Raw genomic sequence first — 21,528 nt, 5'->3', positions numbered from 1 at the left:
TTTGGCTGGAATTGATGTGTTTATTCGCTGAAACAAAAAAAGAGCTGCCGGATCTTCCGGCAGCTCTTCAGGAGCATATCGTTTCGTTTATAAACCGATGGACATATATTTTGTTTCAAGGTATGGTTCGATACCTTCTGAACCGCCTTCACGGCCGATTCCGCTTTCTTTCATTCCGCCGAAAGGAGCTTGAACCGCGGACGGTCCTCCGTCATTCCAGCCGATAATTCCGTACTCAAGGTTCTCGGAAATATAAATGCCGCGGCGGTAATTTTCTGTGAAGAAATAAGCAGCCAAGCCGTACGGTGTATCGTTGGCAAGCTCAATTGCTTCATCAATATCTGTAAAAGTGACGATTGGCGCAACAGGGCCGAATGTTTCCTCGTGCATGATATTCATGGACGTATCGACGTCAGCGAGCACTGTCGGATTGACAAAGTAGCAGCCTTTATCATCGTTTCGTTCATAAGTGCCCCCAGCGACAACCTTCGCTCCTTTTTCAACCGCATCATCAATTTGGCTGACGATTTTTTCAAAGCCCCTTTTGTTGATAATCGGACCGACGTTTACGCCTTCCTCAAGTCCGTTTCCCACCTTCAGCTTTGATACTTGCTCGCTCAGTTTCGCAGCAAATTCATCTTTGATGGATTCATGGACGATGAGCCGGTTGGCGCATACGCAAGTCTGACCCGCGTTTCGGTATTTAGACACCATTGCCTGTTCAACAGCAAGGTCAATGTTTGCATCTTCATCCACAATCAGCGGGGCATGTCCGCCGAGCTCCATGGATACGTGTTTCACAGTATCAGCGCTGTTTTTCATCAGGATTTTCCCTACAGGTGTTGATCCTGTAAAGGTGATTTTGCGGATTTTCGGACTGCTTGTAAAAACGTTTCCGATCTCCTCGCCATCACCGATGACAACCTGAAGCACGTCTTTTGGTATACCTGCTTCGTATGCGAGGCGTGCAAGTTCATAGGCTGACAGCGGTGTATCAGGCGCCGGCTTGATAATAAACGTACAGCCGGCAGCAAGAGCAGGCGCCGCTTTACGTGTAATCATCGCATTTGGAAAATTCCAAGGCGTAATCGCGGCAACTGGGCCGACTGCCTGGCGCGTCACGACAATTCGTTTTCCGGTTGTCGGAGCCGGAACGGTTCTTCCGTACACACGCTTCGCTTCCTCCGCGAACCATTCGATATAACCGGCGCCGTACAGCACCTCCCCGACAGCTTCCTGGTACGGTTTTCCGTTTTCCTTCGTAATTAAATCTGCAAGTTCTTCTTTATGTTCAACGATTAGCTCATACCACTTTTTCAAAAGAGACGCTCTTTCGTTCGCTGATGTTTTAGACCATGATTTAAACGCTTGATGTGAACGTTCAATGGCTTCTTCTACTTCTTGGGCTGATTGCTGAGGAATCGTTTTGATCGCCTCGCCTGTAGCCGGGTTGTAGACCGTTAATTGATCTGGCATATTGAACATTCCTTTCTATTCTTGGATTTACTTAAAATGATAGCAGACCCGTGTGCGGTCTTTCCAATGATTAAGCTCGCAGACCTGCTTCCACAATGTGGAGCCCTTCATTCAGAAGATCATCTGAAATAACCAGCGGCGTCAGGAAGCGGATGATGTTACCGTTGATTCCGGCTGTCAGCAGCAGCAATCCGTTTTGATTCGCGTACGCTGCGATGGCTGCCGCTTTCGCTTTATCAGGTTCACGTGTTTCAGGGTCTTTGACGATCTCGATTGCTGCCATCGCCCCAAGTCTGCGGATGTCACCGATAAACGGGTATTCTGTTTTCCATTCAAGCGCTTTTTCTTCAATGATCCTGCCGATTTCCTCAGAACGTGCATTCAGGCCTTCTTCTTCAATAATGTCCAAAACAGCCAATGCCGCCGCGCACCCAAGCGGACTTCCCGCATACGTGCCGCCGAGCTCTCCGGGCGCCGCCGCATCAAGCATTTCCGCGCGTCCGATCACACCGCTTAACGGCAGCCCAGCCGCAAGAGATTTCGAAACCGTGATCAGGTCTGGCACGACATCAAAGTGCTCGATCGCGAAATAAGTGCCCGTTCTGGCAAATCCGGTTTGAATTTCATCGGCTACAAAGACGATGCCGTGTTCTTTACAGAAGGAAGCGACGTGCTGCACAAACCGTTTAGAAGGAATAATGAATCCGCCTTCTCCCTGCACCGGCTCCATCACAACACACGCTACCGTTTCAGGAGCAACTGCTGCGATAAAGAAGTCATTGAACGCTTGAATGACCATATCGTCATATGCATCATCACTCAGTTCGGCAGGCTTCTGATAATAATACGGAAACGGCGCCTGGTATACCTCTGATGCAAATGGGCCGAAACCGAATTTGTACGGCTTTACCTTGCTTGTCATGCTCATTGTCATATTCGTGCGTCCGTGGAACCCGCGTGTAAACGAGACAACGCCTTGGCGCTTGGTATACTTTCTGGCGATTTTCACAGCGTTTTCCACCGCTTCCGCTCCGGAATTGAGGAAAATCGCTTTTTTCTCATGAGTGCCCGGCGCAATGCCGCAAAGCTTTTCAGCTAATTCAATATAAGACGGATACATCATGACGTTAAAGCCCGGATGGATCAGCTCCTCCGCCTGCCGCTTCACAGCTTCTACCACCTTCGGATGCGAGTGTCCGACGTTTAAAGTTCCAATAGCGCCTGCAAAATCAATAAATCTCCGGCCGTCCAAATCATACAGCTCTGCTCCCTCTCCTTTTACCGCCAGGCTGCGGTTTCCGTTGCTCACACCTTTTGAGACAAATCGGTCCCGTTTTTGTTGCCACTCTGCTGTAGTGAAAGTTGATGCCGTTGTTTGACTCATGTAAATCCCCCCACTGTCATTATTTTCTTACCATTCTGACTTCTTTTTGGTATGATGAAAAGTACCAATTATAACTTTTTGATGGTACCAGAAGGAGACACCGCAATGGACATCACAATCACTCTCGATCGCTCAGAAAAAGCGGATTATATCTATCAGCAGATTTATCAAAAGCTGAAAAACGAAATCCTCAGCCGGAATCTGCTGCCCCACTCGAAGGTTCCCTCCAAACGAGAGCTGGCTGAAAAGCTGAAGGTTAGCGTAAACTCTGTGAATTCAGCCTATCAGCAGCTGCTCGCCGAAGGGTATTTGTACGCTGAAGAAAGAAAGGGTTTTTTCGTGGAACAGCTGGACACATTCTCCTCTGAGGAACAGCCCTCATCTTCACTGCCGGATGATCTGAAAGAGGTTCATATCGATCAAAGCGATTGGATATCTTTTTCTCATATGAGTGCCGATACAGATCATTTTCCAATGAAAAGCTGGTTTCGCTGTGAGCAAAAAGCGGCTGCCCGCTCATACCGCACGCTCGGCGACATGTCTCATCCGCAAGGCATATATGAGGTAAGAGCCGCCATTACAAGGCTTATCTCTCTGACGCGGGGCGTGAAATGCCGGCCGGAACAAATCGTCATCGGGGCGGGCACCCAGGTGCTGATGCAGCTGCTGACTGAGCTTTTGCCCCAGGATGCGGTGTATGCGATGGAGGAGCCTGGTTACAGGCGAATGTACCAGCTTTTGCAACATGCCGGAAAACAGGTGAAGACGATTATGCTCGATGAAAAAGGGATATCCATTTCTGAAATCATCAGACAGAAGCCTGATGTATTAATCACTACCCCTTCGCATCAATTCCCGGCCGGAACAATTATGCCTGTGTCCCGGAGAATTCAGCTGCTGAACTGGGCAGCGGAGCAGCCGAGCCGCTATATTATTGAGGATGATTATGACAGCGAATTTAAATATGATGTAGACAGTATCCCGGCGCTCCAAAGCCTCGACCGCTTTCAAAACGTCATCTATATGGGCACCTTTTCAAAATCACTTCTCCCCGGATTGCGGGTCAGCTACATGGTTCTGCCGCCGAAGCTGTTACGGGTATACAAAAAGCGGGGCTATGACCTGCAGACCTGCTCGTCGCTCACCCAGCTCGCCCTGCAGGAATTTATCGAGTCCGGAGAATATCAGAAGCATATAAAAAAAATGAAGCAGCATTATAAAGAAAAGAGAGAACGCCTCATCAGTGCATTAGAATCAGAGTTTGGAGGGGAGATTACGGTAAAAGGGGCAAATGCGGGACTGCATTTCGTCACTGAATTTTACACCTGCCGCACAGAACAAGAGATCCTCGCGCATGCCGCCGCCCAGCAGCTTGAAATCTTTGGGATGAGCCGGTTTCGCTTAAAAGAAAGCCGTCCGCAGCCGGACAAGCCCGCGCTTATTATCGGCTTTGCACGGCTGAGGGAAGAGGACATTCAGGAAGGTGTGCAAAGACTTCGCCGCGCTGTTTATGGACATAAAAAAATCCCCGGTTCAGGGGATTGATTTACCAGCGCTCCTGGTCCACGTTCAGCACTGCTTCAAGCAGGCCCGGAAATGCCCTTTCAAGATCTTCTGTGCGAAGCGAATAATAACGGCGCTTTCCTTCTATGCGTACTTGAGCGATGCCCGATTCTCTTAATACTTTAAAATGGTGGGACAAGGTCGACTTTGCAACCTGTACATCAGCACAGGTGCTGCACGTTTTCTCTTTTGCTTCGGCCAATTGCTTCACCAGCTCTAAACGAAGCGGATCACTCAGTGCGTGAAGAACCTTTGTCAGCTGCAATGTTTCTGTTTCTGGATGGTTTGGAATGTTCATGACACAAATGTATCACACAACAATTAGAATGACAATTTTACTATTTGAGGGTTTTTCCTTTACCTGATTTTGATTACATGGTACATTTAGTTCGATCAAATTCGAACAATAAATTTTAAAGACAAACGGAGGAGATTTACATGATCGTATTACAAGCTTATATCAAAGTAAAACCCGAAAAACGTGAAGAATTCTTGAGTGAGGCACAATCCCTGGTTCAACATTCAAGAGCCGAGGAAGGCAACGCCCAATACGACCTTTTTGAAAAAGTAGGCGAAGAAAATACATTTGTCATGCTTGAAAAATGGAAAGATGAAGCCGCTATGAAATTTCATAATGAAACAGACCATTTCCAAGGATTTGTGGCAAAAGGCAAAGAATTGCTGAGCGCTCCTCTTGATGTTGTACGCACAGAGCTCAGCGAGTAAGGAAAGGATGTCTCACATGAACGAAGTAATCAAATCATTAACAGATCACCGCTCCATCCGCAGCTATACGGACGAGCCGGTGTCAGAAGAGCAGCTGGACCACATTATACAAGCGGTGCAATCAGCCCCTTCTTCTATCAACGGGCAGCAAGTAACCGTCATCGCGATTCAGGATAAAGAGCGCAAAAAGAAAATCTCCGAACTGGCAGGCGGACAGCCTTGGATTGACCAAGCTCCGGTTTTCTTGCTTTTCTGCGCAGACTTCAACCGTGCAAAAATTGCGCTTGAAGATCTGCATGACTTCAACATGGAAATCACAAACGGGCTAGAATCCGTTCTTGTCGGCGCTGTAGATGCCGGCATCGCACTTGGCACAGCGACGGCAGCGGCTGAATCACTCGGACTTGGCACTGTTCCGATCGGCGCGGTTCGCGGAAATCCAAATGAACTGATCGAGCTGCTTCAGCTTCCGAAATACGTGTTCCCTGTATCGGGTCTTGTCATCGGCCATCCTGCTGATCGTTCAGCGAAAAAACCTCGTCTTCCAAAGGCAGCGGTTTATCACAAAGAAACGTATCTGCAGCAGGACGAGCTGACATCACATATTCAGTCATATGATGAACAAATGTCCGAATACATGAAAAACCGGACCAACGGAAAAGAAACACGAAACTGGTCACAAGGCATCGCCTCATACTATGAGCGCCTGTACTATCCGCATATTCGTGAAATGCTCGAAACACAAGGATTTAAAGTTGAAAAATAAGCCTCACCCGGCCTGTCGGAATTCCGGCAGGCCCCTTTTATTGTCCGGATAAAATCCATTGACTTTCATTTTGTTTATTTGGTAAAATTTTATCAATGTTACTCATTGGTTTTCTGTGAACCAATGGGTTTTCTATTGTTCAAGAAAGAAGGAAGCCATGAGATGCTTGATAAAAAAACAGAAATCTTGTTAGCCGCGCGGAAGCTTTTTTCTGAAAAGGATTTTACGTCGGTTTCCATGCAGGCAATCGCAGAAGAATGTAAGATATCAAAAGCTTCGATATATAAGCTGTTTCAATCGAAGGAAGATTTGCTTTTGGAGCTGCTGACGTTTAACCAGAAGCAAATGGTGGCCGCGGCATCAAGACTGCAGGAAAATACCGCGCTGACACCGGAGGAGCGTTTGATTCAAAAGGTCAAAATGGAGCTGGAAGGATTCAGGCGGAATCAGCAGTTTTTTAATATGCTGACCTACGGAAACCCCAAGCTGCACAATGACCGTGTAAAACAGCATATCCATCAGACCAGATCGACGATTATCTGCTGGCACCGCGATTCGCTGATCCAGGCGTATGGAGAAACCATTCTCCCGTTTGTATGGGATTTGGTGATCATTCTTCACGGCATGATGCGTGAGTTTTTAATGCTGATCAAAATAGAGGAAAAACCGCTTGAGCTTGACCCGATTGCAGCGTTTATCATCAGCACCCTCAATCAGATTGTCAAAAACAGAGAAACACGGCAGTCCCTGCTTCCGCCTGAGACCATCGAGCTTTATATCCAATCGGCGTCCTCCTACCAGCCAAAGGATAAATCACTCCTGTTATCAGAAAGCCTGAAAGAATTACATAAAGGCATCTCTTCCCTGCCCGCCGCGGATTATGATATCGATGAGCTGACATCCGCTGCAGCCATGCTGGAAGAGGAAGCAAAAAAGGAAGCGCCCCGCGCCTTTTTACTGAAATCACTGATTGGCTATCTGGAACAAACCGGTGTTTTAACACAGCAAATTTCTATGTTAAAAACACTGTTAATTACTTAAAGAAAAGAAGGGATCTTATTGGACACAAGTATTGAAAAAAAACCGTTTAACCGTTCTGTCATTGTCGGCATTTTGTTAGCCGGGGCGTTTGTCGCCATTTTGAACCAGACACTGTTAATTACCGCTCTCCCCCATATCATGAGGGATTTTCATATAGATGCAAACCAAGCCCAATGGCTGACGACTTCATTTATGTTAACGAACGGTATTTTAATTCCGATTACTGCGTTTTTAATTGAAAAATTCACGAGCCGTACGCTTCTCATTACGGCGATGAGTATTTTCACTGCCGGAACAATCGTCGGCACGTTTGCCCCGAACTTTCCGGTTCTGCTGGCGGCCCGTATCATTCAGGCAGCCGGAGCCGGCATTATGATGCCGCTCATGCAGACAGTATTTTTAACGATCTTTCCGATTGAAAAGCGCGGCCAGGCTATGGGTATGGTCGGATTGGTCATCTCCTTCGCGCCCGCGATCGGACCGACTCTTTCAGGATGGGCAGTAGAAGCTTTCTCATGGAGATCATTGTTTTATATCATTCTTCCGTTTGCCGTGATCGATTTGCTTCTCGCTATCATTCTTATGAAAAACGTGACGACATTAAGAAAAACACAGATTGATATTTTATCAGTTATCCTGTCGACACTTGGATTTGGCGGGCTGCTCTATGGCTTCTCAAGCGTCGGCTCTTACGGATGGACCAGCTCAACGGTTCTGATTTCACTGCTAGTGGGCGTGATCGCGCTGCTCTTATTTATTACAAGACAGATGAAGCTTGAAAAACCGATGCTGGAATTCCGCGTATTTACGTTTGGTATCTTCAGCTTAACAACCCTGCTGGGAACCCTTGTCTTTGCATTATTAATTGGTACAGAAACAATTCTGCCGCTGTATACACAAAACGTCAGAGACGTCACAGCCTTTGATACAGGCCTTATGCTTCTTCCGGGAGCCATTGTGATGGGCTTCATGTCACCTATTATCGGAAGAATTTTTGACCGTGTCGGCGGAAGAGGCCTGGCGATTGCAGGTTTCTGTATCATCTTCCTGACATCACTTCCGTTTATGCAGCTGACTGACCATACGTCACTGGCTTGGATTGTCGTTTTATATACCGTTCGTCTCTTAGGGACAGCGATGATTATGATGCCTGTGACAACAGCCGGAATCAATGCGCTGCCGCGCCACCTGATTCCGCACGGAACAGCGATGAACAATACGGTTCGCCAAGTCGGCGGCTCCATCGGAACTGCTCTCCTGGTATCCGTGATGAGCAACCAGGCAGCACATGCAGGAACCACAAATGTAAAACACGCCGCTCTGCACGGCATGAACGCCGCTTTTATCGTGGCAGCCTGCATCGCGCTTGCCGGCTTACTTCTATCCTTTACATTAAAGAAACCTCAGCGCCCTGCCGAACAGCAGCCGGCACGCTGATCCTATAAAAAAAGAGCCCCGCTTTGAGAGCGGAGGCTCTTTTTGGTTTTACTTCTCTAAACCGTCTTTCACTTCTTTAATCATTTGCGTCATTGACTCAAGTCCGCCTCCTGATAAGTACCAAGTAGCAGAATCAAGGTAAACGACATGATTATTTTTCACGGCGTTTACGTTTTTCACATAGTCGTTTTCAACGACTTGTTTTGTAGATGATGTTTCTCCGATTGCTGTACCGCGGTCAATAACAAACAGGTAATCAGGGTTTGTTTTTGAAATGTACTCATATGAAACGCTTTGTCCGTGAGTAGACGCTTTGATATTTTTATCAGCCGGTGTCACGCCGAATACGTCATGGATCAGCCCGTATCTTGATTTAGAACCAAAGGCGCTGATTTTGCCGTCGTTCGCCATAATCACAAGGCCGTTTTTGTTTTTCTTTTCAGCTGTTTTCTTAAGATCTGCAATTGAGTTATCAATTGTTGCGAGCTCGTCTTTTACTTCATCTTCTTTATCAAAGATTTTACCGATTGTTTGTGCATCTGATTTAAATGATTCCATGTAGTTCGCTGTATCTACGCCAAGGTAAATCGTCGGTGCAATATTAGAGAATTCTTTGTAGGACTCAGATTGTCTGCCAGAGATAATGATCAGGTCAGGGTCTAAATCTGCTACTTTTTCAAAGTCTGGCTCTTTTAAGCTTCCGACATCAGCATATTTGTCATCTTTGAATTTAGACAGATATTTAGGAAGGGCTTGTTTCGGCAGGCCCGCTACTTTATCATCAAGATCTAATTTATCTAATGTATCTAAGCTTCCTAAATCAAATACAACGACTTTTTTAGGGTTCTTTGTCACTTTTGTGCCGTTTTTGTCCAGCTGGTGTTTCACCGTCATTTGTTCTTTCTTCGTGTCAGAACCTTTGCTGCTTGAGCTTTGGTTTCCGCAAGCGGAAATGACAACAGCGGTCACCAATGCGATGAATAGAATTGCAAACTTTTTCATGCTCTTCACCTCTTCTGTATATTAAGAAAAATAAACACCTATTCTTTGGTTATCAATCGTCTGAATCGGGATGGTCATATCGTAGATTTCTTCGAGCACAGAGGTTTCAATCATCTCCTCCGGCGGCCCCTCTTTTACGATTCGGCCGTTTTTCAAAGCAACGATATGATCGGAGTAGACGGAAGCAAAGTTGATATCGTGAATGACGATCACGATTGTTTTTCCAAGCTCCTCTACCAGCCTCTTCAGAAGCTTCATAATTTCAACTGAATGTTTCATATCCAGGTTGTTCAGCGGTTCATCCAGAAAAATGTAATCGGTGTCCTGGGCAATGACCATTGCGATAAAAGCCCTTTGGCACTGTCCGCCGCTCAGCTGATCCAAGTACTTATCCTGAATCTCCTCCAGCTTCATATAACTGAGCGCCTGGTTGATATGAACCCAGTCTTCCTCTGTCAGCCGGCCCTGTGAATAAGGGAATCTGCCGAAACTGACAAGGTCTTTGATGGTCAGTCTGATATTGATTTGGTTCGCCTGCTTTAAAATACTCATTTTTTTGGCAAGCTCTTTGCTGTCGCAGGTTCCGATCTCTTCTCCGTCTATGAAAATCTCACCGGAATCCTTTTTGATCAGGCGGCTCATAATAGACAGCAGCGTACTTTTGCCGGCGCCGTTAGGACCGATAAACGAGGTGATTTTGCCTTTTTGAATCGTGACTGACGTCTCTTCAAGGACAACTTTCCCTCCATATTGTTTGCTTACATTTTTGACCTCTACCATGATTTATTCTCCTTTAACAGCAAGTAGATAAAATAAATCCCGCCGGCAAAATTAATAATAACGCTCAGCGTCGTTGAGAAGGTGAGTACTTTCTCAACCACAAACTGTCCCCCGACTAACGCAATAATGCTGATTAAAACAGAACCTGCGATTAAGTATGAATGCTTATATGTTTTCAGAAATTCTCTCGCCAGGTTGACGACGAGAAGCCCCAAGAACATAATCGGGCCGACAAGCGCGGTAGAAACAGAAACAAGGATCGCGATCACGATCAGCATCTGTTTGACAACTTTGTCGTAGTTAATGCCCAAATTGACGGCGTGTTCACGGCCAAGTGACAGCACGTCAAAAAATTTCGTGAAACGCCAGACATAGATACCGGTCAGCAGGAAGATGATGAAGGCGAGCCATAACAAATCAGTGTTGATGTTGTTAAAGCTGGCAAACATTTTGTCCTGCACAACCTGAAACTCATTCGGATCAATCAGCATCTGCATAAAGGAAGACAGGCTGCTGAACAGCGTGCCGAACACGATTCCGATGAGCAGAAGGAAGAAGATATTTTTCCCCTCACCTTTGAACATGATCTGATAGAGAACAAAAGAAAACAGCACCATCAGCAAAACAGAGATGATGAAGTTGATGTTTTTATTCATGATTACGATATTCATAGAACCGAACAAAAAGATGATGACGGTCTGAATCAGCATATAGAGAGAATCAAGGCCTAAAATGCTGGGCGTCAGGATGCGGTTATTCGAGATGGTTTGGAAGATCATCGTCGAAAACGCAATCGCTCCGCCTGTCAGCATAATGGCAGCGACTTTTTTGATTCTTCTCGGCAGTGTGTAATCCCAATTGCCTAAGTCATAAAACAGAAACAAACCGATACATACAACGGCTATACCAACGAGCAACGCAATTTTCATCTGGTTACGCATACGCTTTTCTCCTTAACAGCATAAACAGGAAAATGCCGCTGCCGATGATTCCGACCATCAGACCAATCGAGATTTCATATGGGAAGATAATGACTCTGCCCAATATATCGCAAAACAGAACAAAAACCGCTCCCAGCAGCGCAGTGTGCGGCAGGCTGTTTTTCAGGTTGTCTCCTCTGTAAATCGATACAATGTTCGGGATGATTAAACCGAGAAACGGAAGCATACCGACAGTCAAAATGACAAGTGACGTAATCAGGGATACGATAATGAGCCCGATGTTCACAACCCGTTTATACTTGAGGCCGAGGTTGACAGAAAAGCTTTCTCCCATACCCGCCACTGTAAATTTATCCGCATAAACATAGGCAATGATGACAAGCGGAATACTCAGATAAAGAAGCTCGTATCTCCCTTTCACAACTAAGGAGAAATCCCCCTGAAGCCATGATGACACGTTCTGGATCAGGTCATATTTATACGCGATAAACGTCGCGATTGAGCTGACGATATTCCCGAGCATTAAACCGACTAGCGGAATAAAGATGGTGTCGTTAAACTTGATTCTTTCAAGAATTTTCATAAACAGAAAATTGCCGACTAAAGCAAAGACAAAAGCAATCAGCATTTTCATTAAAGGACTTGCCGATGTAAACAGAAGCAAGGATATTAAGATTCCCAGCCTCGCCCAGTCCATCGTGCCGGCCGTTGTCGGTGACACGAATTTGTTTCTGGTGATCTGCTGCATAATCAGTCCGCAGATGCTCATGCTCATGCCCGCGATTAGAATGCTGATCAGCCGCGGCAAACGGCTGGCAAAGAGCGTTGACGCCTCTTCTTTGCTTAAATCAAAGAGATCAAGCGGCGACAGATCTTCTACGCCGATAAATACAGAAGTGACTGCTAATATGATAAGTAGAAAAAATAAGTAACGTAGCTTCATGCTGCCTCCTTACATCCTCACAGCAAAAAGAACGTATCTCCTACTCCGCAAGGACTCAAAACAATATGGCCATATAGTAATTGATTATCATTATCATTTACATATTACCATTTTTCTAGTGTTAGTCAATATTCTTTAAAAATATTAACTTCGTTATCTATTCAATTTTACTAATCATTCAAACCATTTTCCATCACAAATCGTTAGTCTGTTTACCATATTTAACTTCATTATGCATCAGCTTCGTCATCAAACCTGACATAATTCCTCTCTATAAATACAAATGTTCATTCCACAAAGAAATTTCTCCTTGATTTACCGAACTGAAAGAGGGATAATAAATACTAAATTTGTGTGAAAATTTAAACATTAGGAGATGTAAACATGAAGGTCGTTAAATTTGGAGGCAGCTCACTCGCTTCAGGCGCACAGCTTGAAAAGGTGTTTCAAATCGTAACCTCAGATCCCGCGCGTAAAGCTGTAGTGGTTTCGGCTCCGGGCAAACGCTATTCCGAGGATACGAAAGTGACTGATCTCTTAATCGCATGCGCTGAACAGTATTTATCATCCGGCAGCGCCCCTGAACTGGCGGAAGCGGTCATTGAACGGTATGCTCTGATCGCAAATGAGCTTCAGCTTGAGCCTTGTATTATAGAAAAAATCCGTGATGATTTGTTTACGCTTTTAGAAGGAGATAAAAGCAATCCCGTACAATATTTGGACGCAGTCAAAGCAAGCGGTGAGGATAACAACGCTAAGCTGATTGCCGCCTATTTCCGCCACAAAGGCGTGAAAGCAGAATATGTGAACCCGAAGGATGCCGGCCTTTTTGTAACAAAAGAACCCGGCAACGCGCAGGTGCTGCCTGAATCGTATCAAAATCTCTTTCAGCTGAGAGAGCGGGAAGGCCTCATCATATTCCCCGGCTTTTTCGGGTTCAGCAAGGATGGCGATGTGATGACTTTCTCACGGAGCGGTTCTGATATTACAGGCTCCATTTTGGCCAACGGTCTTCAGGCCGATCTGTACGAAAACTTTACTGATGTAGATGCCGTGTACTCTGTTAATCCTTCCATTGTTGAGAACCCGAAGGAAATCCACGAGCTGACATACAGAGAGATGCGCGAGCTGTCGTACGCAGGCTTTTCAGTGTTTCATGATGAAGCGCTCATTCCGGCCTTCAGAGCGGGCATTCCCGTGCAGATCAAAAATACGAACAACCCGTCGGCGAACGGGACACGCGTCGTCAGCAAACGCGATAACACAAACGGTCCTGTCGTCGGCATTGCCAGCGATACCGGCTTTTGCAGCATTTATATCAGCAAGTATTTAATGAACAGAGAAATCGGGTTTGGCCGCAGAGCCCTTCAAATCCTAGAAGAACACGGTTTGACGTATGAGCATGTTCCATCGGGAATTGATGACATGACGATCATCTTAAGACAGGGCCAAATGGATGCTTCGGCCGAACGAAGCGTAATGAAGCAGATTAAAGAGAACCTTCATGCCGATGAAGTCATTGTCGAGCACAATCTGGCGCTGATTATGGTTGTAGGAGAAGCAATGCGCCATAATGTCGGCACAACAGCAAGAGCAGCCAAAGCCTTATCAGAGGCGAAAGTGAATATCGAAATGATTAACCAAGGATCTTCTGAAGTGAGCATGATGTTCGGCGTAAAGGAAGCCGAAGAAAGAAAAGCCGTCCAAGCATTATACCGGGAGTTTTTCGCGGGTGTGCTGGTCTCTTAATCTATACATAAAAGCGGGCGGCAGGGCCCGCTTTTTATATTGCCCGCCGCGATAGCCGAATTGTTCATTTTTTGCCTTGTCCACTATTATCCCTATCAATCCGGCCGTGTCCGCATATTTTGTAGTATCCATCATAGGGAGGTGAAGCCTTATGTCAGGATACGTTAACGGCGGCGGTTACGGCTCCGGTTCTTTCGCTTTGATCGTTGTATTGTTTATTCTATTGATTATCGTAGGTACTGCATTTACAAGAGGCTTCTAAGTCTGCAGTACAGCGCCGTAAGACAATATCATTGTCATGCGGCGTTTTTTAGTTGTTTTCTTTATTTTTCAATCTATATCCTGAAAGCCCTGTCCGCCGCGTTTATGCAGCATATCATAAAGTAATCTCACAAGGAGGTGGCACAGATGTCTGGTTACGGAAACTCTTTTGCTTTGATTGTTGTGTTATTTATCCTCTTAATTATCGTGGGAGCTGCGTTTTTTAACGGAGGCTTCTAAGAAAAAAGGAATCTCCATGAATCAGGCGGCGCCGTAAGGGCCATATCCTGCGTTGCTGTTTCTTTAAAAGAAAACCCCTTCTCTTATTGAGAAGGGGCCTGGTTCTTACGTCATTCCTCTTTCTGTGACATGAAAGTCGGATGCTTCAGCATGTTCAGAGACGCCAACCGCTGTAAAAACAGCTGCTGCAGCCAAACAAATAACAAATAACTTAGATTTCAATTTCATACAAACCTTCACTCCTTTGTATTTGTTTTCTTGCCTCTTCAACTCTAAGAAAGTAGGAAGCAGACAGTTCAAACCATTTTTGTTCATAGTAATATTTTGCTACTTCTAGGCCTAAATCCTCTATATCAGCATACATATTTTTATTTTTTAAATATCGGAAACATCGTTCGATTCCTTCTGTATTGGGCTGTGCCTGATATAGGGATTGTAAAAACTCAAATTTTACCGCGTAATCTGCATCGTCTGTTTCTTTAGCATATTCATAGCCCCTCTTGTGATATTCCGAGGCCTTCTCATGTTTTCCGCGTTTATAATAAATAAGTGTTATTAAAAAATATGCTTGAGGCAGAGAATTGGTGATTCTGCTGTTTTCAAAAGTGGAAACCGCTTTCTCAAAATGTTCAATGGCAGGGTCGAGAAGGTCTTGATTGTAATAACACAGCCCTAAATTATAAAATGCTCTTCCGACCAATTGGGCTTTTTGTTCCGCTTCCGCCATCTCCAGCGCCAATTTGAAATGCCGTGCGGCTTGTTCAAAATTTCTCTCATCCATGAGGTTAACCCCGAACACAAAATGGCATTGGATAATCCGAACATTATAGGTTTCCTGCTCTACATAAATTTCATATGCATTTTTGATATGAATCAATGAAAAGTACGTTTGCTTCATATAATAATAAGCTTCCGCGATTTTAAAATAAAATTCAGCCCGTTCAATATGATCGGAAACAAAAGAAAGTTTTTTCTCCGCCTGTTTGTAATATGTAATGGCAGAAATAAATTCCCGCTTATCAAACTCATACATTCCGCGGAAAAAATTCACATAATAATCGAGAAGCCCTTTCAGATCAGCTTGGTTGCTGTCTATATTTCGTGATAATTCAGACAGGCTTGGCTGGTCTTCGATATTTAATTTCTCCAGCGGCTCGAGATAATCAAGCATAAGCTGGTGGCGAAATTCCATTAGTGAGTAATATAACAGCAAGTTGGAATCATGCTGCATGTGTTTCAGTTCCTGCTGGATTTCAGCTTTTAGCACCTCGGCATCCGGCACGCTGAAGGTCCGGATATATTTGTACCACTCGTTAATTTTTTGACCGACCGCTGAAGAAGGAATTACCCCGCTCTTCATTCCTTCACCCTCTCCCATCAAAAACTGTTTATGTCATATTTTATCATGTTTACAGACTGTCCTAACCCGAAAAACACGCAATCTTTATTTCGGGAGCACGCAATAAAAAAAGGAATACCGAAGCGCTGTTAGAAAGAAGAAGGCGGCAGCATCTGACGATATGCCGCCGCCTTACGTGATTTATTGCTGTTTTGCAGGTAAGGGAAGGCGGATAATGAATGTTGTGCCTTTCCCTTGTTCACTCTTAATGTCTATTGTGCCTTGATGCATTTCAACAAGCTGCTTGACGATGGAGAGGCCGAGGCCGTATTCTCCGTACGCCGTGTTCGTTCTTGAAATATCAGCTTTGTAGAACCGCTCCCAAATATGCTCGATATCCTCTTTTGAAATGCCGATTCCCGTATCTTCAATTTCGATAATGGTCTCTTTATATCCTTCTGTTCCCCGCAGCCAAATGTCACCTTGATGCGTAAATTGGATGCTGTTTTTCGTAATGTTCACGAGGATTTGAATTAACCGGTCATAGTCGGCATGAACGATCACGCTGTCCTCCACCTGAATCATCAGCTTATTTTGCTTTTCTTCCGCCTGCTGTTCAAGGTGCTCTTTCATGATTTCGAATACCTCAATCAGCGGAACGTCAAGCTTGTTCAGGGTGATTTGCTGTGATCTGATTTTTTCGTAATCGAGATTTTCTTTTACGAGACGCAGCATTCGCTTCGTTTCCTCACTGATGAGCGAGAAGCATTTTTCTTTATTCTCGTCTGGAATCGTATTGCTGTTCAGCCCTTCAACCAAACCGTTAATGGTTGTCAGCGGCGTTCTTAATTCATGGGATACATCGGCAATAAACTGCCTTCTCCGCTTCTCAAGCCGGTCGATTTCATCCTTTGACTGCTTTAATTTTTTCGCCATGATATTAAAGTCAGACGCCAGCACCCCGATTTCATCCCGGTAGCCGTTTTCCAAGTGGATGTCATAGTCGCCGGAAGCTACTTTATCCGTTGCTTCTCTCAGCTTTTGAATGCGTTTCACATGGAATTTGGAAAGCAGCCAGCTGACGAGAATGGTAATGACAAGCGTGCTGATTATGGCGTAAAACATATAGAGGTTGACCTGGTTAATCATTTGCTCTACGCCGCTGATTGGAGAAATCAGCAGTACCGCGCCTTTAAATTCATTGTTAACAAAAATCGGCTGTGCAACAAGGGAAACCTCATCGTTAAAACGGCCATCCGCTCTGTTCATGACCACCTGCCCTTTTTTCAGCTTCTCCCACTCCGCTTTCTTCAGCTTTTCCCGTGGGTGAAAGTCTTCAGGGTGAAAATAAGGCTGCTGTGCTTCATTAAAGATGATAAACTGTGTCTTTCTTGTGCGTAATATATCCTGATATGGGTACAGCCGGCGCATATCAACCTGGCCGGTTTGAAATTCGCTAGCAATCTGCACCGCATATGACGTCAGTTCCTCTACTTTATTTTGGTAGGCAAACTCTTTCACGAAGTGAGAAAAAAGAGAAATAATGATAACAAATGCTAAAATTAATATGCTGACATGGCTCAGCAACAGCTGATATAAATATTTAATCCTCATCAAATTTATACCCTACTCCCCATACAGTATATAGGAAAGGCCTGTCCTCACTTGCAAGCTTTTTCCGCAGCCGTTTAATATGAACATCGACAGTCCGTTCGTCTCCGTAGAACTGATAGCCCCATACCTGCTCAAGCAGCTGCTCTCTGGAAAACACCTGCCGCGGGTTCTGCACAAGGTAATAAAGCAGGTCAAATTCCTTAGGCGTGAGGTTTTCAACAGGCTCCCCATTTAAAAATACTTCTCTCGTCTTTTTATTAATTTTAAAGCATTCCGATTCAATCGTATCTTCTTCCGCTGCCGCCTTGCCCGTCGCCTGATATCTTCTGTTCACGGCTTTGATGCGGGCAACCAATGTCAGCGGGCTGAATGGCTTCGTCACATAATCGTCCGCACCCATCTCAAAGCCGATCACCTGATCTGATTCGGTGTCTCTGGCAGTCAGCATGATAATCGGAACCGTGCTTGTCTCTCTTATTTTTCTGCAGATGGTTACGCCGTCCATAGACGGAAGCATAATATCCAGAATCACCAAATCCCAATTCTCTTCCGCAAAGCGCTGATACCCCTCTAAACCGTCATGAACAAATTCAGCTTCAAAACCTTCTTTAAAAAAGAACATCTCTGTCATCGTACAAACACTAACGTTATCTTCTATCATTAAAATTTTCATTGGATCCTCCGATTGTTTTGATGCTTTTTTATATAATAGCACCATTTTATACAGAGAATTTTGGGTTTCACAATTGTTAGTTTTTATTTCATCAACTAGAAATAGATTGTTCATATTTTTTTCATACCTTTGGACTACGATAAATTTATCAACAGCGGGCCTGCCTCACAGGCGGTCTTATCTATAAAAATACCTATACGGAGGAACATAAATGAATTTTATCAAACGGGCTTTTTGGAATATGAAGGCCAAAAAAGGAAAAACGTTTTTGCAGTTATTTGTGTTTACAGTGATTTGTATATTTGTTCTGTCTGGCCTCACGATCCAGTCAGCAGCTCAAAAATCCAGCGACCTTGCCAGACAGGAGCTGGGCGGAAGCGTTACGCTTCAAGTTGACCGCCAAAAACAAATGGAGAAGCAGCAGGACAGCGGTGAAAAACGCAGCTTCGAATCTACACCGATAAAAGTGTCTGATGCCAATAAGCTGACAGCGCTTGATCAGGTGAAGAGCTACAACTTCATTACGTCAGCTTCAGCCAACGCCGGAAACTTCGATGCGATTGAAAGCTCAAGCTCTAGTGATTCGAGCACAGACTCAAGCTCAAGCGATACAAAAGGCGCTCCAATGCAAGGCGGAAAACAAATGGTTCAAGCCGATCTTTCGATTGAAGGCGTCATCAGCACGTCGCTGTTAGAGGAATTCTCTGACGGAGATTCAAAAATCACAGACGGGCGCGCGATTACAAAATCTGATGTCGGCAAAAACGTCACAGTGATCAATGAAACATTAGCGGAAGAAAATAATGTAAGCGTTGGGGATTCCATCACAATAGAATCAGCAACAGACGAAGATACAACAGTCAAACTGAAGATTGTCGGTATTTATAAAACAACGTCTTCAGGCGATGACCAAGCCCAGAATTTCTCATTCTTAAATCCTTACAATAAGCTTTACACACCTTACACAGCAACAGCAGCTCTGAAAGGTGACGATTATAAAAACACGATTGATTCAGCTGTTTATGATATGGACGATGCTGAACATATTGATGCATTCGTTACAGCAGCGAAGAAAACGTCAATCGACTTTGATACGTTTACGTTAAATACAAACGATCAGCTTTACCAGCAAATGGTCGGCCCGATCGAAAATGTAGCTTCTTTCTCTAAAAACGTTGTGTACCTTGTATCAGTGGCAGGCGCTGTCATTCTTGGCCTCATTGTCATGATGTCAATCAGAGAGCGCAAATATGAGATGGGTGTATTAATGGCTATCGGTGAAAAACGGTGGAAGCTGATTGGCCAGTTCTTAACTGAGATTCTGATCGTGGCTGTTGTGGCCATCGGCATTGCATCAGTGACTGGAAATCTGGTCGCCAACCAGCTCGGCAATCAGCTCTTATCCCAGCAGATCAGTTCATCAACTGATTCAACACAAACCGCAAGCGGCCAAATGCCCGGCGGCGGGGGCGGCATGGGCCACGGAATGTTCGGCCAAAGCTCTTCAAACGCGGACGTCATTGATTCACTGAATGTGGCAGTTTCGATGAACGATATGCTTGTTCTCGGCGGAATCGGAATGTTAATCGCTGTCATTGCAACACTGCTGCCGTCTATTTCAGTACTGCGGCTCCACCCGAAAACGATATTGACAAAACAGGAATAGAAAGAGGCGAAACGAATGAGCTTATTAGAATTTCAACAAGTCAGCTACTGGTATAAGGACAAAAGCCAGCCCTTGTTTCAGGATATCAATATCAGCTTTGAAAAAGGTAAATTTCATACAATTGTCGGCACCTCAGGGACAGGAAAAACGTCCTTCCTGTCTCTGGCAGGCGGACTTGACGAACCTAAAGAAGGACATATCCTTTATGGCGGAAAAGCTGTTTCCAAAATCGGATTAACGAATTTCAGAAATAAATACGTATCAATTGTCTTTCAGGCGTACAACCTGCTTCCATATATGACAGCTCTGCAAAATGTGACAACCGCCATGGAAATCACAGGTTCAAAGGAAAAGAATAAAGAAGCATATGCTTTGGAGATGCTGGAGAAGATCGGCATCAATGAAAAACAAGCCCGGCAAAAGGTGCTGACATTAAGCGGCGGACAGCAGCAGCGTGTTTCCATTACAAGAGCGTTTTGCTGTGACACGGACTTGATCGTAGCCGATGAACCGACCGGAAACCTTGACGAGGATACGTCGAAAGAAATTGTGCGGCTCTTTCAGGATTTGGCGCATAAAGAAAATAAATGCATCATCATGGTGACGCATGATGAACAAATTGCAAGGGTATCTGACATTACCATCAGACTTTCACGAGGAAGCTTTACTGTGACGGAAAACGCCGCAGTCGTATAACAAAAACGCGCCTCTGCCAGTGCAGACAGGGGCGCAACCTAAATCCCCCTTTTATATAGAAGTGAACGTAAAAAGAGCGGCGGCTGCATCCCCCCGCTCTTTTTATTGTTTCTGTTTATCAGCCTGCTTCGATTTCTCTCTTCTCTTCTTTTTCCAAACAGCGAGGATAAACAGAAATAATGGAAACAGCACTTGAAAGGGCAAATGAATGTACAGCGGCACTACTTTCAGCCCTTCATTTAAATGCTCTGAAAAATTGGTGGCAATTGCGATAGAGAGGATGAGTATGCCCAGTCCCATTGGATATGCCAACTGTGAAGGATTTTTTTCCTTAAAAAGAGTGGACGCACCCACCACCACCGCATACAGATAGAGGCTGACTTTGAAGAAGCCGCCGATAATCAGTGCCAGCATAAAAAAGATATCAAGCCGATCCAGAAACTCTTCCACTTTGATTGTCTGAATCGTACTTAAAAGCGGAAACTGCGATCGCAATGTCAGATCAACATCAAGCACACTGATATTAATCGCTACAGTAAGCGCCACAACCAACCCGCTGATGACCATAGCGAGCATCCCCACTTTTTTGACATTCTTGCGATCATTGAGATTAGGGAAGATCATTACAAATAAAACAATTTCACCAAACGGAACGTACATGGTTTGTGTAAAAACAGAATGAATAACAGGGAAAATCCCGTCTGCTAAAACCGGTTTTAAATTTTTCAGATCTATGGAACCCGATACAATGATCAGCACAAGACCGAGCGCACCCAATAGATACATTGCCCCGAAGAGAAGCTCACCCGCCCGCGCCAGCACTTCAATTCCTTTTCTGACGGCATATATGCTGACCACCATTAGTAAAGCATTCACGATGATAATCGGAGTATCATGGTAAGCAAACGTCAGCAGCATTTCTCCGAAATCACGCAGCACCCGGGCGGCAATATATGCAAAATACAAGATATAAAGAAACGAAAAGAACCAGCTCAGCTTTTTGCCGAGCATATCATCCATGTATTCTTTCGGGGAGAACTCCGGATAGCATTGATAGATCCCCTGATACAAGTAAAAAAGAAATAAACCAACTGCACAGCCTAATAGCACTGCTATCCAGGCATCCCGGCCCGCCATCGTTCCCGGTGTAATCAATAAGGAGCTGCCCAGCTCAAAAATGATCATCATGACAAACAGCTGCCTAATGCTGATTTTGGCTTTTTCCATCTGT

General features: G+C 44.9%; 22 protein-coding genes. 10 read left to right on the top strand and 12 right to left on the bottom strand.

Going from position 1 to position 21,528, the window contains the following annotated elements:
• Positions 1-87 precede the first annotated feature (87 nt).
• Together gabD and gabT are read right to left on the bottom strand one after the other, a co-directional pair.
• Positions 88-1,476 (bottom strand): succinate-semialdehyde dehydrogenase, encoded by a 1,389-nt coding sequence (gene gabD / locus WA325_RS14670; protein WP_336183864.1) that lies wholly within the window; start codon positions 1,474-1,476, stop codon positions 88-90.
• Positions 1,477-1,546: 70 nt separating this feature from the next.
• Positions 1,547-2,860 carry a 4-aminobutyrate--2-oxoglutarate transaminase gene (gene gabT, locus WA325_RS14665; protein WP_336183863.1) on the bottom strand — a complete coding sequence of 438 codons (1,314 nt, stop codon included), beginning with the start codon at positions 2,858-2,860 and terminating at the stop codon, positions 1,547-1,549.
• A 105-nt stretch (positions 2,861-2,965) separates the two neighbouring features.
• On the opposite strand from gabT, the gene gabR reads away from it, so the two are divergent.
• Entirely contained in the window at positions 2,966-4,405 is a 1,440-nt protein-coding gene (gene gabR / locus WA325_RS14660; RefSeq protein WP_336183862.1) for a MocR-like transcriptional regulator GabR, read from the top strand.
• Between the two features lies 1 nt (position 4,406).
• Here gabR and WA325_RS14655 read toward each other — a convergent pair whose 3' ends face one another.
• A complete protein-coding gene (locus WA325_RS14655; protein WP_024120224.1) occupies positions 4,407-4,721 on the bottom strand; it encodes an ArsR/SmtB family transcription factor in 315 nt (104 codons plus the stop codon).
• Positions 4,722-4,861: 140 nt separating this feature from the next.
• Between WA325_RS14655 and WA325_RS14650 the strand changes: the two genes are divergently transcribed.
• From WA325_RS14650 to WA325_RS14635, 4 genes are all read left to right on the top strand, one after another.
• Positions 4,862-5,149, top strand: a complete 288-nt coding sequence (locus WA325_RS14650; RefSeq protein ID WP_024120223.1) for a putative quinol monooxygenase — start codon at positions 4,862-4,864, stop codon at positions 5,147-5,149.
• 16 nt (positions 5,150-5,165) lie between these two features.
• The gene (locus WA325_RS14645) at positions 5,166-5,915 is read left to right on the top strand and encodes an NADPH-dependent oxidoreductase (protein ID WP_202853236.1); all 750 of its coding nucleotides are present in this window, start codon (positions 5,166-5,168) and stop codon (positions 5,913-5,915) included.
• Between the two features lie 162 nt (positions 5,916-6,077).
• Complete coding sequence (locus WA325_RS14640; protein ID WP_105955205.1) at positions 6,078-6,956, top strand: TetR/AcrR family transcriptional regulator; 879 nt, start codon at positions 6,078-6,080, stop codon at positions 6,954-6,956.
• 18 nt (positions 6,957-6,974) lie between these two features.
• On the top strand, positions 6,975-8,393 hold the full coding sequence (locus WA325_RS14635) for an MDR family MFS transporter (RefSeq protein WP_095714088.1): 1,419 nt from the start codon (positions 6,975-6,977) through the stop codon (positions 8,391-8,393).
• 48 nt (positions 8,394-8,441) lie between these two features.
• Here WA325_RS14635 and WA325_RS14630 read toward each other — a convergent pair whose 3' ends face one another.
• The 4 genes from WA325_RS14630 to yclN are packed head-to-tail and all read right to left on the bottom strand — an operon-like array spanning position 8,442 to position 12,059.
• On the bottom strand, positions 8,442-9,395 hold the full coding sequence (locus WA325_RS14630; RefSeq protein WP_336183861.1) for a siderophore ABC transporter substrate-binding protein: 954 nt from the start codon (positions 9,393-9,395) through the stop codon (positions 8,442-8,444).
• Between the two features lie 21 nt (positions 9,396-9,416).
• Positions 9,417-10,175 carry a petrobactin ABC transporter ATP-binding protein YclP gene (gene yclP, locus WA325_RS14625; protein WP_095714087.1) on the bottom strand — a complete coding sequence of 253 codons (759 nt, stop codon included), beginning with the start codon at positions 10,173-10,175 and terminating at the stop codon, positions 9,417-9,419.
• Positions 10,169-11,116: a petrobactin ABC transporter permease YclO gene (gene yclO / locus WA325_RS14620; protein WP_336183860.1), complete on the bottom strand. Its 948-nt coding sequence runs from the start codon at positions 11,114-11,116 to the stop codon at positions 10,169-10,171. The genes yclP and yclO overlap by 7 nt, the downstream gene beginning before the upstream one ends.
• Positions 11,109-12,059, bottom strand: a complete 951-nt coding sequence (gene yclN, locus WA325_RS14615; RefSeq protein WP_010333025.1) for a petrobactin ABC transporter permease YclN — start codon at positions 12,057-12,059, stop codon at positions 11,109-11,111. The genes yclO and yclN overlap by 8 nt, the downstream gene beginning before the upstream one ends.
• A 384-nt stretch (positions 12,060-12,443) precedes the next feature.
• On the opposite strand from yclN, the gene WA325_RS14610 reads away from it, so the two are divergent.
• The 3 genes from WA325_RS14610 to WA325_RS14600 all read left to right on the top strand — a co-directional run bounded on the left by WA325_RS14610 (position 12,444) and on the right by WA325_RS14600 (position 14,309).
• A complete protein-coding gene (locus WA325_RS14610; protein WP_059291959.1) occupies positions 12,444-13,808 on the top strand; it encodes an aspartate kinase in 1,365 nt (454 codons plus the stop codon).
• 151 nt (positions 13,809-13,959) lie between these two features.
• On the top strand, positions 13,960-14,070 hold the full coding sequence (locus tag WA325_RS14605; RefSeq protein ID WP_336183859.1) for a YjcZ family sporulation protein: 111 nt from the start codon (positions 13,960-13,962) through the stop codon (positions 14,068-14,070).
• 146 nt (positions 14,071-14,216) lie between these two features.
• Positions 14,217-14,309: a YjcZ family sporulation protein gene (locus WA325_RS14600; protein ID WP_083504413.1), complete on the top strand. Its 93-nt coding sequence runs from the start codon at positions 14,217-14,219 to the stop codon at positions 14,307-14,309.
• A 105-nt stretch (positions 14,310-14,414) separates the two neighbouring features.
• On the opposite strand, the gene WA325_RS14595 is transcribed toward WA325_RS14600, so the two are convergent.
• The 4 genes from WA325_RS14595 to yclJ all read right to left on the bottom strand — a co-directional run bounded on the left by WA325_RS14595 (position 14,415) and on the right by yclJ (position 17,935).
• The gene (locus tag WA325_RS14595) at positions 14,415-14,537 is read right to left on the bottom strand and encodes a PhrC/PhrF family phosphatase-inhibitory pheromone (RefSeq protein WP_024120213.1); all 123 of its coding nucleotides are present in this window, start codon (positions 14,535-14,537) and stop codon (positions 14,415-14,417) included.
• A complete protein-coding gene (gene rapC, locus WA325_RS14590; protein ID WP_024120212.1) occupies positions 14,521-15,669 on the bottom strand; it encodes a response regulator aspartate phosphatase RapC in 1,149 nt (382 codons plus the stop codon). Before rapC ends, WA325_RS14595 begins: the two co-directional genes overlap by 17 nt.
• Positions 15,670-15,849: 180 nt before the next feature.
• Positions 15,850-17,265: a HAMP domain-containing sensor histidine kinase gene (locus WA325_RS14585; RefSeq protein ID WP_336183858.1), complete on the bottom strand. Its 1,416-nt coding sequence runs from the start codon at positions 17,263-17,265 to the stop codon at positions 15,850-15,852.
• Positions 17,252-17,935, bottom strand: a complete 684-nt coding sequence (gene yclJ, locus WA325_RS14580) for a two-component system response regulator YclJ (protein WP_024120210.1) — start codon at positions 17,933-17,935, stop codon at positions 17,252-17,254. Before yclJ ends, WA325_RS14585 begins: the two co-directional genes overlap by 14 nt.
• Before the next feature lie 211 nt (positions 17,936-18,146).
• Between yclJ and WA325_RS14575 the strand changes: the two genes are divergently transcribed.
• Both WA325_RS14575 and WA325_RS14570 read left to right on the top strand, forming a co-directional pair.
• On the top strand, positions 18,147-19,601 hold the full coding sequence (locus WA325_RS14575; protein WP_248337505.1) for an ABC transporter permease: 1,455 nt from the start codon (positions 18,147-18,149) through the stop codon (positions 19,599-19,601).
• Positions 19,602-19,616: 15 nt separating this feature from the next.
• Positions 19,617-20,297: an ABC transporter ATP-binding protein gene (locus tag WA325_RS14570; RefSeq protein ID WP_336183857.1), complete on the top strand. Its 681-nt coding sequence runs from the start codon at positions 19,617-19,619 to the stop codon at positions 20,295-20,297.
• Between the two features lie 102 nt (positions 20,298-20,399).
• Here the strand turns inward: WA325_RS14570 and WA325_RS14565 are convergent, their stop codons facing one another.
• Positions 20,400-21,524 carry a GerAB/ArcD/ProY family transporter gene (locus tag WA325_RS14565; protein ID WP_024120207.1) on the bottom strand — a complete coding sequence of 375 codons (1,125 nt, stop codon included), beginning with the start codon at positions 21,522-21,524 and terminating at the stop codon, positions 20,400-20,402.
• Between the last annotated feature and the right edge of the window lie 4 nt (positions 21,525-21,528).

This window comes from Bacillus sp. 205(2023) (assembly GCF_037027485.1).
GTDB classification, from domain to species: Bacteria; Bacillota; Bacilli; order Bacillales; family Bacillaceae; genus Bacillus; species Bacillus halotolerans.
Note: the sequence above shows the minus strand (reverse complement) of the source record. Positions and strands in the feature narration are given on the sequence as shown.